Genomic DNA, 17583 nt, shown 5'->3' on the forward strand with positions numbered 1-17583 from the left:
AAAACTGAGACTAGCATTGCGAAACCTCAGTAACGCCCAAAAAAGACCTCAAAAACACCTCAGGCAAACCCCATGCTCGAACGCGCCAAACACTTCTCCATCAAGCAACTCGCCACCCAGGCGGGTGTGAGCAAAGCCACGGTCGACCGTGTGCTTCACCAGCGCGGCAGCGTGCACGGACAGACGCGGCGGCGTATCGAGCAGGCGTTGGATGAGTTGGAGGCCCAGGAGAAAAACGGCCTGGCGGTGGGGCGCACGTTCCATGTCGACGTGATCATGCACACGCCCCAGCGTTTCAGCGCGGCGGTGCAGGCGGCCATCGTGGCGCAATTGGCCAGCCTGGCGCCGTTTCGCATCGCGCCGCGTTTTCACCTGTTCGAAGAGATCGAACCCCAGGCCATGCATGACCAGTTGCTGCGTTGCCTCGACACCGGCAGCCAGGGTGTGGTGCTCAAGGCCGCCGATGAGCCGGCGGTGAACCAGGCGGTCAAGCAATTGATCGCGGCGGGCATTCCGGTGGTGACGCTGGTCACCGACCTGCCGCAAAGCGAGCGCATCGGCTACGTGGGCATGGACAACCGCACGGCAGGGCAGACCGCTGCCTACCTGATGTCGCGCTGGTTGCCGGTGCAACCTCAAGACGTGGCGGTGGTGATCGGCAGCGAGTTGTTCCGGGGTGAAGAAGAGCGCGAGATGGGCTTTCGCGCCTGGCTGCGCGGTCGTGCTGCGCACTTACGGGTGATGGATATCAGCGGTGGTTACGGCGTGTATGACCGCACGTTCGAGCGCGTCACCCAGGCCTTGAAACTCAACCCTGAGCTGAAAGCGGTGTACAGCGTGGGCGGTGGGAACCGGGCGATTGTCGACGCGTTCGCCGCGCTGGAACGGCCGTTGGAGGTGTTCATCGGCCACGACCTCGACGAAGAAAACCGCCAGTTGCTGCTCGAAGAAAAAGTCGCCGCGATCATCGACCACAACCTGCAGATCGATGCCCGCAGTGTGTTCCTGCACATCCTGCAATACCACCGGCTGTGGAAGGCCGGGCCGATTGCGCCGTCCCAGGTGCAGATCGTCACGCCGTTCAATCTGCCGGACTAAGCACTCCCTCAATAACAACACCAGGAGTTCGACCATGCTGAGAATCGCCGTTCTGGGTGCCGGGCGCATCGCCAAGATCCACGCCGCCAACGTCGCCGCCCACCCGAATGCCACGCTGGTACTGGTGGCCGACCCCTGGCGCGAAGGCGTCGATGCGCTGAGCACACAGTTGGGCTGTGAAGCCGTTTACGATTGTGCGGCGGTGCTGACCCGCAAGGACATCGACGCGGTGGTGATCGGCACGCCCACCGACACCCATATCGACCTGTTGCTGGCAGCGGTGGCCGAAGGCAAGGCGGTGCTCTGTGAAAAACCCATCGACCTGGACATTGCCAAGGCCCGCAGCGCCGCCCAGGCTGTCGAGCGCCAGGGTGGGCGGGTGATGCTCGGCTTCAACCGGCGTTTCGATCCCGACATGCTGCGCCTGCGCCAGGCCCTGGATGCCGGGCAGATCGGCGCGGTTCGCCAGGTGATCATCACCAGCCGCGACCCCGGGCTGGCCCCGCGTGACTACCTGGCACACTCCGGTGGCATCCTGCGGGACATGACCATCCACGACTTCGACACCGCCCGCCACCTGCTCGGCGAAGAACCTGTGGAAGTCAGCGCCATCGCCAGCCGCCTGGTGGACCCGAGCCTGGCCGAGATCGACGATTACGACAGCGTGATGGTGCTGCTGCGCACCGCCTCCGGCAAGCAATGCCACATCAACTGCTGCCGCCAGGCGGTGTATGGCTATGACCAGCGGGTGGAAGTGTCGGGGACCAGCGGCGTACTGCTCACCGACAACCACCGGCCCAGCACCTTGCGCCACTGGAGTGCCAAACACACCGAAGCGCTGGAGCCGTTACAGCACTTTTTTCTGGAGCGGTACGCCGATGCCTACCGCAATGAGCTGACGCAGTTCATCGACGCGCTGAACAGCGGCAACCCGCTGCCCACAAGCGTGCGCGACGGCCTGTACGCGTTGCATCTGGCCGATTGCGCGCTCGAATCGGTGAAAACCGGGCGCAGTGTGGCGGTCAACTACGACCTCTGACTGTACGCCGCTCCCCCTGTGGGAGCGGGCTTGCCCGCGAAGGCGGTGGCCCAGCCAAAGAAGATGTCGCCCACACCACCGCCTTCGCAGCCTCGCTAAAGCTCGACAGCTCCCACAGGGAAAATGCTGGCACGCTTAAAACACTGTGGAGATCAAAGGTGGGAGCCGTCGAGCCTTAGCGAGGCCGCGAAGGCGGCGGCACAGTCGATACATTTGCTGACTGACCCGCCGCTTTCGCAGCCTCGCTGAAGCTCGAGTTGCTCCCACAGGGATTTGTGCAACGACGAAGAGCCACTGTGGGAGCGGGCTTGCCTGCGATAGCGGCGGCACAGCTAATAGAGATGTCACCTGACCCGCCGCCTTCGCAGCCTCGCTAAAGCTCGACAGCTCCCACAGGGATTTGTGCAACGACGAAGATCCACTGTGGGAGCGGGCTTGCCTGCGATAGCGGCGGCACAGCCAATAGAGATGCCACCTGACCCACCGCCTTCGCAGCCTCGCTAAAGCTCGACAGCTCCCACAGGGAATTGTGCAACGACGAAGAGCCACTGTGGGAGCTGGCTTGCCTGCGATAGCGGCGGCACAGCCAATAGAGATGCCACCTGACCCACCGCCTTCGCAGCCTCGCTAAAGCTCGACAGCTCCCACAGGGATTTGTGCAACGACGAAGAGCCACTGTGGGAGCGGGCTTGCCCGCGATAGCGGTAGGTCAGGCAAAGGATATTCAACTGACGGGGCGCCGTCGCTGTTGGCGACCAGGATGTCCTCTCCTGGTTGCATGCCCGCCTGGCTGATTGCAGTTTCGTCAGCATTCACCGCAACCGCAACGATTTCGCATGCGGACACGATCCAACCTTTGTCTAAGCCTCGCGGGCCGGTGGATACAGTGAGGCCAGAAAATCCTTATCGCCTTGTGACAGTTCCTCATTGACGGGGATGGCCTCGTTGTTGGAGGTAGAACTGGCGGAAAACGGGTAGTGCATCACTGATGTCTGATCATAGTCAGACGTTGTCACGCTGGCACGGTTGAGAGAGGTGAGTATGTTTGGGCCGACGTATGCTCTGGAGGTGCCACCATAGCTTCTGTACACCTCAGCGGGGTTGAAAGAAAAAGGCCGGTCCGGATGTTGATGTTCATGTTCCAAGCCCAAGGCGTGCCCAAACTCATGAAGTATTTTGCGTTTAATCGCTTTCTCGTCAAAACCCAGCGTGTCCACGTTCAAGGTCGCCTCATCGGGCGCACTATGGAGGGCTGCAACGCCTCCCTCTGACCAATCGCCTTGGTTTTTTTCAGTGGCAATGCGTATTTCACCGTCGTTCCCGTCAACAAACTCGAACTTCAGGTTCACGTGCGGGGCGAATGACTCAATGGCCTTTTTGAAAATGCCTTTATCTTTGTCCGACACATCCATGAAGGAAATCGTGATGGTTTTGTTTTGAGGCCATAGCTTGCGAGTACTGGCGACACCGCGTTTATGACGTACGACGGTTTGCGCCTCGGACGTTTCAGAATTGCGCAGTATGCTGGCTGAGTCAGTCGGATAGAAAGTGTGATTCACCGCAGGGGAGATCGTAGTCATGCAATATTCTCCTCAGGTAGCGAGTGACTTCAGTCACTGTCGATTAGCCTCGAATAGGTGGCACGGCAGGTGATCAAGTTCCTTTGCAAAGCAGGAGATCATCCAGCAGCAAGGACGAAAGTCGAAGCGCATTCCGGGGAGGGCTGAAGGAGTCATACGGTTATGGGCGGTAATGGCCGACGCCGGTACGGTCCACCAATCGAATGCTGTCACGCCCGCCGCGCTTGCTCTCGTAGAGTGTGGTGTCGCCTTGCTCGATCAGTTGCGCGAGGGTGGCAGGTGGCTGGTCGAACAAATGGGCACCGATACTCAAGGTAACCGGCGCCGGGGTGGCGAAGGTGTGCGCGGCCAGGTGCTGGAACTGCTCGCGCAAGCGGCTGCCCAGGTCGACGATTTGCGTGGTCGATGCATTGTTGAGCAATATCACGAACTCGTCGCCGCCCAAACGCGCCGTCAGCGCGCCGTGGGGCACCTTGCTACGAATCATCTCGCTCAGGGCGATCAGTAAACGGTCGCCGGCGGTGTGACCGTAAAGGTCGTTGACCCCTTTAAAATTGTCGATATCAATCAGTAGCAAGGCGCCCGGCTCAGCCGCCGAGACCTGCGCCAGCAGACGTGGCGCATGCACGTCCAGAGCACGACGGTTGTACAGCGCCGTGAGCGGGTCGCGGGCGGCGAGTTGAGCGATCTGCTGTTCGCGGCGGTAGCGTTCGGAGCCGGTCATCGACAGCGCGATCAGCATGATTGCCATTGCGCCTTCCACCAGGGAAATCTGGATGATCTCGCCCTTGAACGCGGCCAGGTCAATCAAAGTGCCCGGGATCAATACCGACAGCGCCTTGGCCACATAAAACGCGCCGTGAATCAGCAAGACGAAGCGCAACTGCACCGCGCCGATGCTCAGGGACTTGCCGTGGGGACGCAGCAGGAAACTGGCGCGCAGGGTGGGCAGCGCCACCAGCAGCGACTGCACCCCCAGCATGACCTTGGACCACGACGGGTCGGCTGGCAGCATCAGCATGCCCAGCCACACCGCCAGCATCAGCAGCCACAGGGGCGACAGGCGCGTCTGGGTAAAGCGCGCCACGCCGAGCAAAAACAGGAAGTGTGCGGTCACCAGCAAGCCGTTGGCGAACCAGATGCCAATCATCAGGTAGCCATTGAGGCGCAAGAGGGCGAGGGTGGAGCCGACGGTGATGGTGGCGAACCCGGCGCTCCAGTAGAGCAACGAAGGTTCGCGCACACTGCGCCATTCAACGGCCAGGTACAGCGCGGCAGCGGCGGCCAGGGCCACGGTGAGGGCCAAAATCGTAGGGGGGTCGAGCGTCATGTCTTGCCGGATCTGCCTGGTGTGCGTTTAAACCGGGATTGTAAGCGCACACGCAGGTTTTTCAGAGCAACTTTCGTGATGGCATACAGCCATCCGATAATCGGCCGGTCAGGCGCCCTTGGTCGAGGGCAGCAAGACCGTCAGGATGCCCACCAACGGCAGGAACGAGCACAGTTTATAGACGTACTCGATACCGTGGGTATCGGCGAGCAAACCGAGTAGCGCGGCACCAATCCCGCTGAAGCCGAACATCAGGCCGAAGAAGATCCCGGCGATCATGCCCACGTTGCCCGGCACCAGTTCCTGGGCGTACACCACGATGGCTGAGAAGGCCGAGGCGATGATAAAGCCGATCACCACGCTCAACACCGCCGTCCAGAAGAGGTCGACGTAGGGCAGGGCCAGGGTGAACGGCGCGGCGCCGAGGATCGAGAACCAGATGACTTTCTTGCGCCCGATCTTGTCGCCAATCGGGCCGCCCGCGAACGTGCCGACGGCCACGGCGCCGAGGAACAGGAACAGGTACATCTGCGAGCTGGCGACCGACAGCTGGAATTTTTCGATCAGGTAGAACGTGAAGTAGCTGGTCAGGCTGGTCATGTACCAGTATTTGGAGAACACCAGCATGGCCAGCACGATGAGTGCAAAGGTCACCCGGCCCTTGGACAAACCATGGGTCGCTTTGCCGCCGGTCTTGAGCTTGAACAGGTTGAGGTGGTTGCGGTACCAGCGGCTCAGGCCGTACAGCACCAGGATCGCGAACACGGCAAACAAGCCGAACCAGGCGATATGGCTTTGGCCGTAGGGGATGATGATCGCCGCTGCCAGTAACGGGCCGAAGGCGCTGCCGGCGTTGCCGCCGACCTGGAAGGTCGATTGCGCCAGGCCATAGCGACCGCCGGACGCCAGGCGTGCGACACGGGAGGTTTCCGGGTGGAAGGTCGACGAGCCGACACCCACCAGGCCCGCGGCCAGCAAAATCGCCGGGAAGGTGCCGACAAACGCCAGCATCAGGATGCCAATCAGCGTGCAGACCATGCCCGCTGGCAGCAGCCACGGCTTGGGATGGCGGTCGGTGTGGTAGCCGATCCACGGTTGCAGCAGGGACGCGGTCAGCTGGAAGGTCAGGGTGATCAGGCCCACCTGGGTAAATGTCAGGCCGTAGTTGGCCTTGAGCATCGGGTAGATCGACGGCAGCACGGCCTGGATCAGGTCATTGATCAAGTGCGCCAGGGCGCAGGCGCCGAGGATGCGCATGACCAAGGGGCTGGCTTGGGGTGTCGTGGTTGCGGCGGCGGGTGACGCAGTGAGGGTCGACATGCGGGCATTCCATACAAGGCAGCTAATCAAAGGCGGCGACTGCTTACGGTCGCCATCCATTACAAAATGATTCGGCGTTCATGCTAGATTCGTCAGGAATGCCTGTCTCGCGTAATTCGGGCGACAACCATCGCAAAAAGGGCGAAATGATCAAACCACTCAACGAATTCCTCCAGGAAATCAACGAAGGCGACTGGGCCGTCATCAGCTCCGCCACGGACTACCCGGAAAACTGGGTGATCCCCGACCACAGCCACGAGAAGCACCAGTTGCTCTACGCCATCGAAGGCGTGATGGTGGTGTACTCGGCGTTGAACCAGTGGACGGTGCCGCCCAATCGCGGCATCTGGATGCCGGCTGGGCAAGTGCATTCCCTGCGTTGCGTAGGCACGTTGAAGATGCGCAGCGTGTTTGTGCGCCCGGATCGTTTCCCGAACATGCCGGGCGAGCCGAAGACGGTGAGCATCTCGCCGCTGCTCAGCGAGCTGATCAAGGCCTCGGTGAGCTTGAAACCGCCGTATGCCGAGGATTCGCGAGACGCGCGGATCATGCACCTGATCCTCGACGAACTCGCCATGTTGCCGGCCTTGCCGCTGTCCTTGCCGCAACCGGCGGACCCGCGCCTGCAGCGTATTTGCGTGGCGCTGCAAGAAGAGCCGGGCGACGCCTCCACGGTGGCGCACTGGAGCGAGCGCCTGAACCTGGACCAGAAAACCATCCAGCGCCTGTTCCGCAAGGAAACCGGCATGACCTTTGGCCAGTGGCGCCAACAGGCCAGGTTACTGCTGGCGCTGGAGCGCATTGCGGTGGGGGAAAAGGTGATCGATATCGCCTTGGAGCTGGGCTACGAAAGCCCCAGCGCGTTTACCAGCATGTTCAAGAAACAGTTTGGCAAGACGCCGAGCCATTTCTTCCGGTAGCGCCTAGCGGCCGTCCGCCAGGTTGGCGAAGAAGATGCAGCCCACCAGCCGTGCGAACAGGCTCAAGGTTTCCGGCAGGTTGGGGTCGTCAAACAGCATCGCCCGCGAGTCCAGGGCGCACAGTGCACCGTACAGTCGGCCATCGGGCAGGAAGATTGGCGCCCCGGCGTAGCTTTCGATTTCAAACTGCTTGACCACCGGGCGCGTAGCGAAGCGGCCGTTTTTGCTGATCTCGGGAATGAACAGGGCCTGTGGATTGATACAGAACTCACTGCACAGGGTGGTTTCCAGGTCGAGCACGTCGTGCACGTTGATGCCCATCTGCAACGGGTCGTAGACCGAGCACACCACCCATTCCAGATCGGTGAACTTGGCGATCCCGGCAAAGCGCATTCCGGTCAGGCGCGTGACCAGATGAAGAATATTGGTGGTGGCTTCGATTTCGGCGATGGCGGCGCGTTCGTCTGCGCTGAGTAGCGCGTGTGCTGAGGTGACGCTTGGAACCATGCGGAATACTCCAGGGTGAACGGTCGGGCAACCTTCGTAATGAACGGGCTTGCCCCGCGCCGGCGTCAACGAGACCGCGATTTGGCAGATTCACTGCGGTGGCCGGGTTGACGCAGGCGCGGGGCAAGCCCGCTCACTACACGTTATGGGTCAGTTGATGCGGGGGTGCTGTTGCACAAGGTTTTGGCGCTTGGCCTCCAGCGCGGCAATTTCGGCATCGATGTCTTCGATCTTTTGCTCGATGTTGTCGTGGTGCTCTTGCAGCAATTCCTTGGCTTCTTCCATGTCCGAGGCGGCCGGTGCGGCGCCGCGCAGGGGGCGGTTGGCGGTTTCCTTCATGGTCAGGCCGGTGATCAGGCCGACCACGGCAAACACCATCAGGTAGTAGGCCGGCATGTACAGGTCGTTGGTGCTTTCCACCAGCCAGGCCACGGCCGTGGGTGTAAGGCCGGCGATCAGCACCGAGACGTTGAACGCACTGGCCAGGGCGCTGTAGCGGATGTGGGTAGGGAACATCGCCGGCAGCGTCGAGGCCATCACGCCGATGAAGAAGTTCAACACCACGGCCAGGATCAGCAAACCTGCGAAGATCAGGCCGATCTTGCCGCTGGTGATCAGCATGAACGCCGGAATGGACAGCACCAGCAGGCCGATGCTACCGCCGATGATGAAAGGCTTGCGGCCGATCTTATCGCTGACAAACCCAATGAACGGCTGCACGAACAGCATGCCCACCATGATCGCGATGATGATCAGCACGCCGCTGTTTTCTTTGTAGTGCAGGTTGTGCGACAGGTAGCTCGGCATGTAGGTGAGCAGCATGTAGTACGTCACGTTGGTGGCCGCAACGATCCCGATGCAGGTCAGCAGGCTGCGCCAGTGCTTGGTGGCGACTTCCTTGAAGGACACCTTGGGGCCGTGGGTCAGGCCTTGGCGGTCGCCTGTTTCGAGCTTGTCCATGTGTTGCTGGAACGCCGGGGTTTCTTCCAGGGCGTGGCGCAGGTACAGGCCGATGATGCCCAGGGGCAGGGCGAGGAAGAACGGCAGGCGCCAGCCCCAGGCTTCGAACTGCTCGTCGCCCAGCACGCTGGAGATCAACACCACCACGCCCGCGCCCAGCACGAAACCGGCGATGGAGCCGAAGTCCAGCCAGCTGCCGAGGAACCCGCGCTTGCGATCCGGGGCGTATTCGGCGACGAAGATTGACGCGCCGGTGTATTCGCCGCCCACCGAGAAACCCTGGGCCATTTTGCACAGCAGCAACAGGATCGGGGCCCAGATGCCGATGGCGTCATAGCCGGGGATCAAGCCGATGGCGAAGGTGCTCAGTGACATGATCACGATGGTGGCGGCGAGGACTTTTTGTCGTCCGTATTTGTCACCCAGGGCGCCGAAGAACAGGCCACCCAGCGGGCGGATCAGGAAGGGCACGGAGAAGGTTGCCAGGGCGGCGATCATTTGTACGCTGGGGGAAGCGTCCGGGAAGAACACCTTGCCCAGTACGTAGGCGACGAACCCGTAGACGCCGAAGTCGAACCATTCCATGGCGTTACCCAGCGCAGCGGCGGTGATCGCCTTGCGCACTTTGGTATCGTCGACAATCGTGATGTCTTTCAATCCGATGGGTTTGACGCTTTTCTTACGTAATTTCATGCGGGACACTCTAAAACAGAACAGGGGAGGTGCCATCGTTGCGATGGCACCGCTCTGTCAGTTCAGATACAAGCCGACACGAAAAAATTCACCGCTAATTTGTTTTTTTACCTTATGGGCACGCTTTTGTAGTGAGCGGGCTTGCCCCGCGCCTGCGCAAACCCGGCCACCCTGGTTAAATTGTCAAATTGCGATCTCGGCGGCGCCGGCGCGGGGCAAGCCCGCTCACTACAGGAATATTCGTATGGCTACAGCTGTTGCACGACTGATCTACCGCCAGCCACAACCGAGTGACGTGCAGCGATTGTTCGCGATCTTCGGTGATCCACAAACCAACCAGTTCAACCCCGCCGGCCCGATGGCGAGCCTGGAGGTTGCACAACGCCTGCTCAATCACTGGCTCCAGCAGTGGGCCACCGAGGGCTATGGCTGGTGGGCGATTGCGCGCAGTGAAGCGCCGGATCACCTCATCGGCTTTGGGGGTGTCGCGCCACTCGATTACTTGACCGTCCGACGTATCAACCTCGGATATCGGTTTGCAGTGGAAGCCTGGGGGCAGGGCTACGCCACCGAGTTGGGCCGTGATGGGCTGACGCTGGCATTTGAAACACTCGGCATACCTGAAGTGTTCGGCCTGGTGCGGCCAGACCACGCCGCCTCAATCCGCGTGCTGGAAAAGATCGGCATGCAGCCCTATGGCCTGCTCGACGACGTACCCGGCAAGGCGCCCAGCCGGGTTTTTCACATTCGTCGTCCTACAACTGATTTTGCCTGACCTTTCACATCGCCGCGTAATACCTGAATAACAGCGATCTTTCAGATTGACAGCCCGTAGGCGGCCCGATATAAAAGTCACAGTTGTACGACGACATATGACGTTATGTATGTCTTACCTAACAAAAATAAAAAAGTGATGCCATGAACTTGAACGAGCCCATCAACGCCCAGCGCGTTGGCCAAGCTGTAGGCAACTATCGCTGGACCATCTGCGCGATGTTGTTCTTCGCGACCACCGTCAACTACCTCGACCGGCAGGTGCTCAGCCTGCTGGCGCCGCAGTTGTCGACGCAATTTGGCTGGAGCAACACCGACTACGCCAACATCGCGGCGGTGTTCCAGTTTGTCTATGCCATCTCCATGCTGTTTGCCGGGCGCTTTGTCGACAAGATCGGCACGAAGGCCGCCTACATCGTGGCCATTGGGATATGGTCCACGGGCGCCATCATGCATGCGTTCGCGGTGCCGATGGGCGAGGGCGTCGCAGCGATCAGCGGGGCCATCGGGCTGGCGGTGATTCCGGTGTCGATTGCCGGCTTCATGTTGTCCCGCGCCGTGCTGGCGATTGGCGAGGCGGGTAACTTCCCGATTGCGATCAAGGCCACCGCCGAATACTTCCCCAAGAAAGAACGCTCCCTGGCCACCGGCATTTTCAACTCCGGCGCCAACGTGGGCGCGATTCTGGCGCCGATCTGTGTGCCATTGATCGCCGGCCTGTGGGGCTGGGAAGCGGCATTTATCGTGATCGGCGCCCTGGGCTTTGTGTGGGTGGCGGTGTGGATCGGCCTCTACCAGAAGCCGGAAGAGCAAAAGCGCCTATCGGCCGCCGAACTGGCCTACATCCGCAGCGACCAGACCGTACAGCCGTTCACCCCGGCGCCGGCCGGCGCAGTCGAGAAGAAAGTCTCGTGGTTCAAGCTGCTGACCTACCGCCAGACCTGGGCGTTTGCCTTTGGCAAGTTCATGACCGACGGTGTGTGGTGGTTCTTCCTGTTCTGGCTGCCCACTTACCTGTCGGCGCAGTACGGCATGAAAGGCGCGGACATCGTGATGCCCCTGGCCGTGCTGTACAGCATGACCATGGTCGGCAGTATCGGCGGCGGCTGGTTCCCCAGCTACTTCATGGCGCGTGGCGATGCCCCGTATGACGGCCGCATGAAAGCCATGCTGGTGATCGCGCTGTTCCCGCTGGTGGTGTTGCTGGCGCAGCCGTTCGGTTACCTCAGCTTCTGGGTGCCGGTATTGCTGATCGGCGTGGGCGCTTCCGCGCACCAGGCGTGGTCGTGCAATATCTTCACCACTGTGTCCGACATGTTCCCGCAGAAAACCGTGGCCTCGGTGGTGGGTATCGGCGGCATGGCCGGTGGCCTGGGCGGTGTGGTGATGACCAAGATCGGCGGCTGGGTTTTCGATTACTACAAGTCCATCAACGACATCCACACCGGCTACATGATCATGTTCGCCATCTGCGCATTGGCGTACCTGGTGGCCTGGAGCGTGATGAAAGCGCTGGTGCCACGCCACAAGGAAATCACTGACCTGTAAGACGAGACGTCCCGCGCCGCAACGGCGCGGGACGGCTTCACAGGTCGCGGGCCCAGGTCTGGCTGACCAGGGATTTGCCGAAGGTATCCAGCGTTTCTTCCTCGACCAACGCGAACCCGGCTTTCTGATAGAGCTTGCGGGCATTGGAAAGGATGTCCACGGTCCACAACTGCATGCGCTGGTAGCCGACCTGCCGGGCAAAACGCACGCACTCATCCACCAGCCGCTGGCCGATCCCCATGCCCCGCGCACTGGCGTCCACGTAGAGCATGCGCAGTTGGGCGGTGTTGTCGTCGTGGCGAATCACAAACACCGATCCCACCACTTCACCGTCCTTTTCCGCGATCCAGCAACGCTCGCAGCTCGGATCAAACGCCCTCAAATACTTGGCGACAGTCTCCGCCACCAACGCTTCGAACTCCCAGTTCCAGCCATATTCTCGGGCATACAACGCGGTCTGTTGCTGCACCACTGTACCCATGTCGCCGGGTTGTGGATCGCGCAGCAGGTAGCCTGGCGCCGTGCCTTGCAGCAGGGCCTGGATGCGTTTCATGGCCTCGGTGAGCTGCCGCTGTTGTGTCTCGGGCAGGCTGTCGAGCAGGGCGATGACTTCGCGCTGGGTCTGCTGTTCCAGGGGCGCCAGCACCTCACGGCCGTGATCGCTAAGGTGCAGTTGCAGTGCGCGGGCGTCGGTGGTGGAGCGGACTTTTTCGATCAGGCCTTTCTTTTCCAGGCCGCTGGTCAACCGGCTCAGGTAACCCGCGTCGAGGCTGAGCATCTGGCACAGGTCTGCGCTGGTCAGGTCACCCCGGGTCGACAGCTCGTACATCACGCGGATTTCAGTCAGGGAAAAGTCGCTTTGCAGCAGGTGTTCCTGCAGCACGCCGATCTGGTGGGTATAGAAGCGGTTGAAGCCGCGCACGATGCTGGCGCGTTCGACAAGCGGGGGGGTAGACATAGCGGAATGCTCGAATGGTTGCCTGAAGCAATTATATTGTTGCTTCAGGCAACCATGTCAAACACTTTGCTTATTGGATGCGTGTTACCCGCCAAAGGGTATTGGCCAGGTCATCGGCGATGATCAGCGCGCCTTTGGGGTCCACCGTCACGCCAACCGGCCGCCCACGGGTTTTGCCGTCTTCACCGCGAAAACCCGTGGCAAAGTCGATCGGCTCACCGGACGGCTTGCCGTTGCTGAAGGGCACGAAAATCACTTTGTAGCCCACCGGGTTGTCGCGGTTCCAGCTGCCGTGCTCACCGACGAACACGCCGTCGGCGAATTTCTCGCCCATTTGCGGGATGGAAAAGTCCACGCCCAGCGCCGCCACGTGGGAACCCAAGCTGTAATCTGGCTTGATCGCGGCGGCGACCTTGGCCGGGTTTTGTGGCTGGGCGCGCGGGTCGACGTTCTGGCCCCAGTAACTGTAGGGCCAGCCGTAGAACGCGCCTTCACGCACTGAGGTCAGGTAGTCCGGCACCAGGTCCGGGCCGAGTTCATCGCGTTCGTTGACCACCGTCCACAGTTGCCCGGTGTCTGGTTGAATCGTCAGCGCCGTCGGGTTGCGCAGGCCGGTGGCGTAAGGCTTGTGCGCGCCGGTGGCGGCGTCGATCTGCCAGACCATTGCACGGTCGATCTCCACTTCCATGCCACGCTCGGTGACGTTGCTGTTGGAGCCGATCCCCACATAAAGCTGGCTGCCATCCGCGCTCACCGCCAGGGACTTGGTCCAGTGGTGGTTGATCTGTGCCGGCAGGTCGGTGACGGTACTGGGCGGCCCGCTGGCTTTGGTCTGGCCATCGGCGTAATCGAAACTGACCAGGGCATCCTGGTTGGCCACGTAGAGTTTGCCGTTGGCATACGCCAGGCCATACGGGGCGTTGAGGTTGTCGGCGAAGACGGTCCTGAGTTCGTACGTACCATCACCGTCGGCATCGCGCAGCAGGGTCAGGCGGTTGCCGCCCTTGACCTTGGTGTTGCCCTCGGCCTTGATCACGCTGGCGATCACATCCTTGGGCTTGAGCTTGGCCGCGCTGCCGCCACGGCCTTCGGCGACGAGGATATCGCCGTTGGGCAACACCAGGGTCTGGCGCGGGATGGCGAGGTCGGTGGCGATGGCGGTGACGCGGTAGCCTTCGGGCACGGTGGGTTTCTGCTCGCCCCAGGGCGTGGGTTGGGCAATCTTCATGCTGGGCAACAGGCTGCTTTGCTGTTCCGGCAGCTTGGGGTCGGGGCCGCGGGCCTGGGTCTTGTCGCCTTCACCGCCGCAGGCGCTCAACAACAGGGCGGCGCTCAACAGCGTCAGGGTGCTGGACGTCTTCATTTGACACCTCCGGAACGCAAGCCGGTCCAGGTCGCCGCCAAGGCCAGCAACAACACGATGGCCGACAGAATCAGGCCGCCCGGCATCGAGCCGTAGGCGTCTTTGGCGTGCTGGAAGGCGTTGACCAGCCCCAGTACCCAGGTGGCCAACAGCAGCAGGACATACCGCGTGGGTTGCCCGGCCTTGGGCCTTGCACGAAGCAGGTTGACCAGCGCGAATAAAAACGCGAAACCTGCGAACACCAGCGCCCCGGCAATCAACCAGGAGGCGAAGTTGGCCCATTGAATCTGGTAAGTCTGGGTGTAGGCAATGTCGCTGAGCAGGGCGCCGAGAAACAATGGCACGGTGCCGGCGAGTAAGGTCGCATGCAGCGGCCCGGGGGCGTATCGGTAGGTGGGGAGGGTAGTCATGGTGATGGCGGCTCCTTGTTGTACAACGCCCCTGGACGGGGCAGCGCATAGGAAGTGAGCGCGCCACAGGTGAGAAAGTTCAGCGTGAAACGTTTCGAAATAGTGTGAACCCCCTGCGTATGCGCGAGCCTAACCCCGTATCATCGCGTCCTTACCTCGTACCAGGCCTCCTCATGACTCATCCTCGCATCGGCTTCCCCTGCCAGTACAAGCACCCCGAACGCCTGCTGTCGGCCAGTGCCTTGAAGTTGATTGAAGGCCCGCTCAACCCGCGCACCACCACCTTGCGCTGGATGGACAGCGTCACGCCGCAAGTGGCCCGCGACAAACTGGTCGAGGTGGTCACGCACAACCTGCAAGCCCAATTGCACCTGCTGGCTTACGTGGCCGGGTTGCCGCCGATGTTGCGCATGCTGCGCCTGAGCAGTGATCTGCTGCCGTTCTACAGCCACCCGAAAGTGGCGGATGTGTATAAAGACCCGGCGATCGAGCGGCAACTGGTCGAAGGGTTCGCCGCCATCGGCGACCTGGCGCGCGCCTCGGATATCCGCCTATCGTTCCACCCCGGCCAATATTGCGTGCTGGGCTCGGAAAACCCCGGCGTGGTGGAAAACAGCCTGGCCGAATTCGAATACCACGCCGACATGATCCGCATGATGGGCTACGGCCGCCAGTTCCAGGACCTCAAGTGCAACGTGCACATCGCCGGCCGCCTGGGTGTGGAGGGCACCCGGGCGGTGTGGTCGTGTTTGTCCGAGGTGGCGCGCAATTGCATCACCTTCGAGAACGACGAGAAGACCTACGGCCTCGACCACTGCCTGCAAGTCGCCGACCTGGCGCCGGTGGTGCTGGACATCCACCATTGCTGGATCAACGAAAACGAGTACATCGACCCCCATTCGCCCCGGGTGGCCCAAGTGATCGACAGCTGGCGCGGCGTGCGTCCAACCATGCATTACTCGCAGCCCCAGGAGAGCCTGCAGGAACTGGGCTTTGATGCCGAGCACAAGCTGGAAATGGAGGCGCTGCTGAAGGTGGTTTCCAAGCGCGACCTGTACGGCCATAGCGACCAGATGTGGAACCGCTGGACCAACGATTACGCGCTGCAGTTTCTCGACCGCTTCGACATCATGCTGGAGGCCAAGGGCAAGAACGTGGCGGCGCTGGCGTTTTACGAACACTGGCAGCGCCGCACCGCGTAAAACCGCTTACTGCTTGCCGTTCAAGGGAATCACCAGCGACACCCACATGTTCCAGCCCTCGGGGCGGTTCTTGGCGTCGAACTCGTAGTAGCCCTTGATATTGGCGTACCACAGCCCTTCGCCCACCTTGAAGAAGTGCCCGGCCTGGGGGCCGATCCCGGCGACCCGCGACTTGAAGTCCCCCAGTACCGCGCCGCTGCCGCTGTCCCCGGTGACTTGTTCGAAGTAGTAGCCCACCAGCCCGACCAGGGATTGCGAGGTGAGGAAGTGCGAGGCGCTCAGGTCGATATGAGCGTCAATACCGTTCTGGTAGTCGGTGTCGTTGTTCTTCCAGTTGTAGGTCATGCCGGCGACCGCAGAAAACTCGTTGGTCTTGTCAAAGTAGGTGTAGCCACCCCCGGCATCCAGGGCCGCGTGGCCCAGGCCGATGTTCACCAGGCGGTTGGGGTCGTAGGCACCAATGGGGATGTTGCCCATGGAGTAAGCCATGAAGTTGTGCACGCCGTGGTTCCACTTCAGGGTGCCGAGCAGGTAGAGGTCGCTGCCGCCCTTGAGGCTGTCATTTGTGCCACTGGAGAAAGACCGCCCACGCGGGCCGGTGAGGGTTGCATCCACGCTGGCTTCGGAGCGCGCCACCGCCGCTATCGCAGAAATGGCGGCCTGGGCGCCGCCGAGCACCGGCGTCTCGAAGGTGTAGGTGGGGCTGGCGAACAGCAGGTCTGCCTTGGCATCCAGCCCGACCACCGTGCGCCCGCCACGCGGCACCACGGCATTTTTGTTGTCACTGGCGTTCACGTGGTAGTAGATCAGCGGCAGGCTCCAGCCCGGCGTGACGGGGGCGGCAGCCAGTGCGCCGAACTGCCCTGGTACCCAGAAACTCAGGCCACCATCGTCGGCCTGTGCCAGGGCGATGGGTAGCAGGGCGAGTACGCCCAATACGCTCGTCTTTGTGGTCATAGGACTTCCTATCCAAAAGGCCATTTTGTGCGTGCGGTTGGGGCTGTGCTCCCCACGGCTGCTTGAGCATAGTCCAAGGATTGAAGGGCGTTGCGCCCGTGCGCGATGGCGGGCATGCTCCCTGGCCTGAAATAAGGAGCTACCCATGAGTACCGCACAACCTGCAGGTGTCGACGCGGACGGCTTTGTCCTGACCGTTGGCGATCATCCGGTCCAGCCTGAATTCGAACCGTTGATGGCGGACGTCTGCCAGACCCTTTCCCAGCCTGAATCAGGGCTGCACAGCCTCTATCTTTACGGCAGCGTCGCACGGGGCGAGGCCACCCCTGGGGTGTCCGACCTGGACCTGACGCTGGTATTGAACGAGCCACCCGACGCCCACGCGTTGGAGCAACTGGAACGCATTCGACAGACGCTGGAGCAACGGCACCCGGAAGTCACCAAGATCGACTTCGATATTGGCCACCGCGCCGAGGTGCTGGCACCCGAGCAGAACAACCGGTGGGGCTTCTGGCTCAAGCACTGTTGCTGCTGTGTCTGGGGCGATGACCTTGCGCCGCACTTTGAACGGTTCCGACCGTCGCGGGACATTGCGCAGGCGCTCAACGGGGACTTCCAACAGAGCTTGGCGGCGTATCGCGAGCGCATTGATCTGGCCAGTGACGCATCGGAGCGTCTGCGCCTGCAGCGCGAAGCGTCGCGCAAGTTGATCCGGTCGACGCAAACACTGCGCGAACAAGACGCGCCAGGCTGGCCGCGCACCCTGGAAGAGCACGTCGGTGGGTTCGTCCAGCAGTACCCCACGATGCGCGTTCAGGTGGCGTACTTTTTGTTTGAAGCCAGAAACCCCAGCGCCGAGCGCGAGCCGTTCTTGAGTCGCCTGGATGCCTTTGTGGCCTGGATGGTTTCACAACAGGGATAGAT

The 17583-nt window shown here is 61.6% G+C and carries 16 protein-coding genes; 7 read left to right on the forward strand and 9 right to left on the reverse strand.

The window, feature by feature from the left end; genetic code table 11:
• Positions 1 to 72 precede the first annotated feature (72 nt).
• Entirely contained in the window at positions 73 to 1098 is a 1026-nt protein-coding gene (locus ACVWVP_RS28605) for a LacI family DNA-binding transcriptional regulator (RefSeq protein WP_178924804.1), read from the forward strand.
• Between the two features lie 34 nt (positions 1099 to 1132).
• The gene (gene iolG / locus ACVWVP_RS28610) at positions 1133 to 2137 is read left to right on the forward strand and encodes an inositol 2-dehydrogenase (protein ID WP_457409366.1); all 1005 of its coding nucleotides are present in this window, start codon (positions 1133 to 1135) and stop codon (positions 2135 to 2137) included.
• Between the two features lie 860 nt (positions 2138 to 2997).
• Here iolG and ACVWVP_RS28615 read toward each other — a convergent pair.
• From ACVWVP_RS28615 to ACVWVP_RS28625, 3 genes are all read right to left on the reverse strand, one after another.
• A complete protein-coding gene (locus ACVWVP_RS28615; RefSeq protein WP_457409367.1) occupies positions 2998 to 3717 on the reverse strand; it encodes a M12 family metallopeptidase in 720 nt (239 codons plus the stop codon).
• Positions 3718 to 3877: 160 nt separating this feature from the next.
• On the reverse strand, positions 3878 to 5047 hold the full coding sequence (locus tag ACVWVP_RS28620; RefSeq protein ID WP_178924810.1) for a GGDEF domain-containing protein: 1170 nt from the start codon (positions 5045 to 5047) through the stop codon (positions 3878 to 3880).
• 108 nt (positions 5048 to 5155) lie between these two features.
• Positions 5156 to 6367, reverse strand: coding sequence for an MFS transporter (locus ACVWVP_RS28625; protein ID WP_178924812.1), 1212 nt, complete (start codon positions 6365 to 6367; stop codon positions 5156 to 5158).
• 98 nt (positions 6368 to 6465) lie between these two features.
• On the opposite strand from ACVWVP_RS28625, the gene ACVWVP_RS28630 reads away from it, so the two are divergent.
• Positions 6466 to 7287 carry an AraC family transcriptional regulator gene (locus ACVWVP_RS28630; protein WP_176995848.1) on the forward strand — a complete coding sequence of 274 codons (822 nt, stop codon included), beginning with the start codon at positions 6466 to 6468 and terminating at the stop codon, positions 7285 to 7287.
• A 3-nt stretch (positions 7288 to 7290) separates the two neighbouring features.
• Here the strand turns inward: ACVWVP_RS28630 and ACVWVP_RS28635 are convergent, their stop codons facing one another.
• On the reverse strand, positions 7291 to 7794 hold the full coding sequence (locus ACVWVP_RS28635) for a GAF domain-containing protein (protein ID WP_178924814.1): 504 nt from the start codon (positions 7792 to 7794) through the stop codon (positions 7291 to 7293).
• A 150-nt stretch (positions 7795 to 7944) separates the two neighbouring features.
• Complete coding sequence (proP, locus tag ACVWVP_RS28640) at positions 7945 to 9447, reverse strand: glycine betaine/L-proline transporter ProP (protein ID WP_178924816.1); 1503 nt, start codon at positions 9445 to 9447, stop codon at positions 7945 to 7947.
• Positions 9448 to 9691: 244 nt separating this feature from the next.
• Here proP and ACVWVP_RS28645 point away from each other — a divergent pair, with 244 nt between their 5' ends.
• Both ACVWVP_RS28645 and ACVWVP_RS28650 read left to right on the forward strand, forming a co-directional pair.
• Entirely contained in the window at positions 9692 to 10222 is a 531-nt protein-coding gene (locus tag ACVWVP_RS28645; protein WP_457409372.1) for a GNAT family N-acetyltransferase, read from the forward strand.
• A 143-nt stretch (positions 10223 to 10365) separates the two neighbouring features.
• The gene (locus tag ACVWVP_RS28650; protein WP_176995852.1) at positions 10366 to 11769 is read left to right on the forward strand and encodes an MFS transporter; all 1404 of its coding nucleotides are present in this window, start codon (positions 10366 to 10368) and stop codon (positions 11767 to 11769) included.
• 37 nt (positions 11770 to 11806) lie between these two features.
• Here the strand turns inward: ACVWVP_RS28650 and ACVWVP_RS28655 are convergent, their stop codons facing one another.
• The 3 genes from ACVWVP_RS28655 to ACVWVP_RS28665 form a co-directional block, all read right to left on the reverse strand.
• Positions 11807 to 12727 carry a bifunctional helix-turn-helix transcriptional regulator/GNAT family N-acetyltransferase gene (locus ACVWVP_RS28655; protein WP_457409376.1) on the reverse strand — a complete coding sequence of 307 codons (921 nt, stop codon included), beginning with the start codon at positions 12725 to 12727 and terminating at the stop codon, positions 11807 to 11809.
• A 70-nt stretch (positions 12728 to 12797) separates the two neighbouring features.
• Complete coding sequence (locus ACVWVP_RS28660) at positions 12798 to 14090, reverse strand: PQQ-dependent sugar dehydrogenase (protein WP_259171588.1); 1293 nt, start codon at positions 14088 to 14090, stop codon at positions 12798 to 12800.
• Positions 14087 to 14500, reverse strand: a complete 414-nt coding sequence (locus ACVWVP_RS28665) for a DUF2231 domain-containing protein (RefSeq protein ID WP_218172601.1) — start codon at positions 14498 to 14500, stop codon at positions 14087 to 14089. Before ACVWVP_RS28665 ends, ACVWVP_RS28660 begins: the two co-directional genes overlap by 4 nt.
• Before the next feature lie 173 nt (positions 14501 to 14673).
• On the opposite strand from ACVWVP_RS28665, the gene ACVWVP_RS28670 reads away from it, so the two are divergent.
• Complete coding sequence (locus ACVWVP_RS28670) at positions 14674 to 15702, forward strand: UV damage endonuclease UvsE (RefSeq protein WP_457409380.1); 1029 nt, start codon at positions 14674 to 14676, stop codon at positions 15700 to 15702.
• Between the two features lie 6 nt (positions 15703 to 15708).
• Here the strand turns inward: ACVWVP_RS28670 and ACVWVP_RS28675 are convergent, their stop codons facing one another.
• Entirely contained in the window at positions 15709 to 16659 is a 951-nt protein-coding gene (locus ACVWVP_RS28675; RefSeq protein WP_178924827.1) for a SphA family protein, read from the reverse strand.
• Positions 16660 to 16804: 145 nt separating this feature from the next.
• Between ACVWVP_RS28675 and ACVWVP_RS28680 the strand changes: the two genes are divergently transcribed.
• A complete protein-coding gene (locus ACVWVP_RS28680) occupies positions 16805 to 17581 on the forward strand; it encodes a nucleotidyltransferase domain-containing protein (protein WP_178924829.1) in 777 nt (258 codons plus the stop codon).
• Positions 17582 to 17583 lie beyond the last annotated feature (2 nt).

The sequence above is a fragment of the Pseudomonas sp. TE24901 genome (assembly GCF_054058375.1).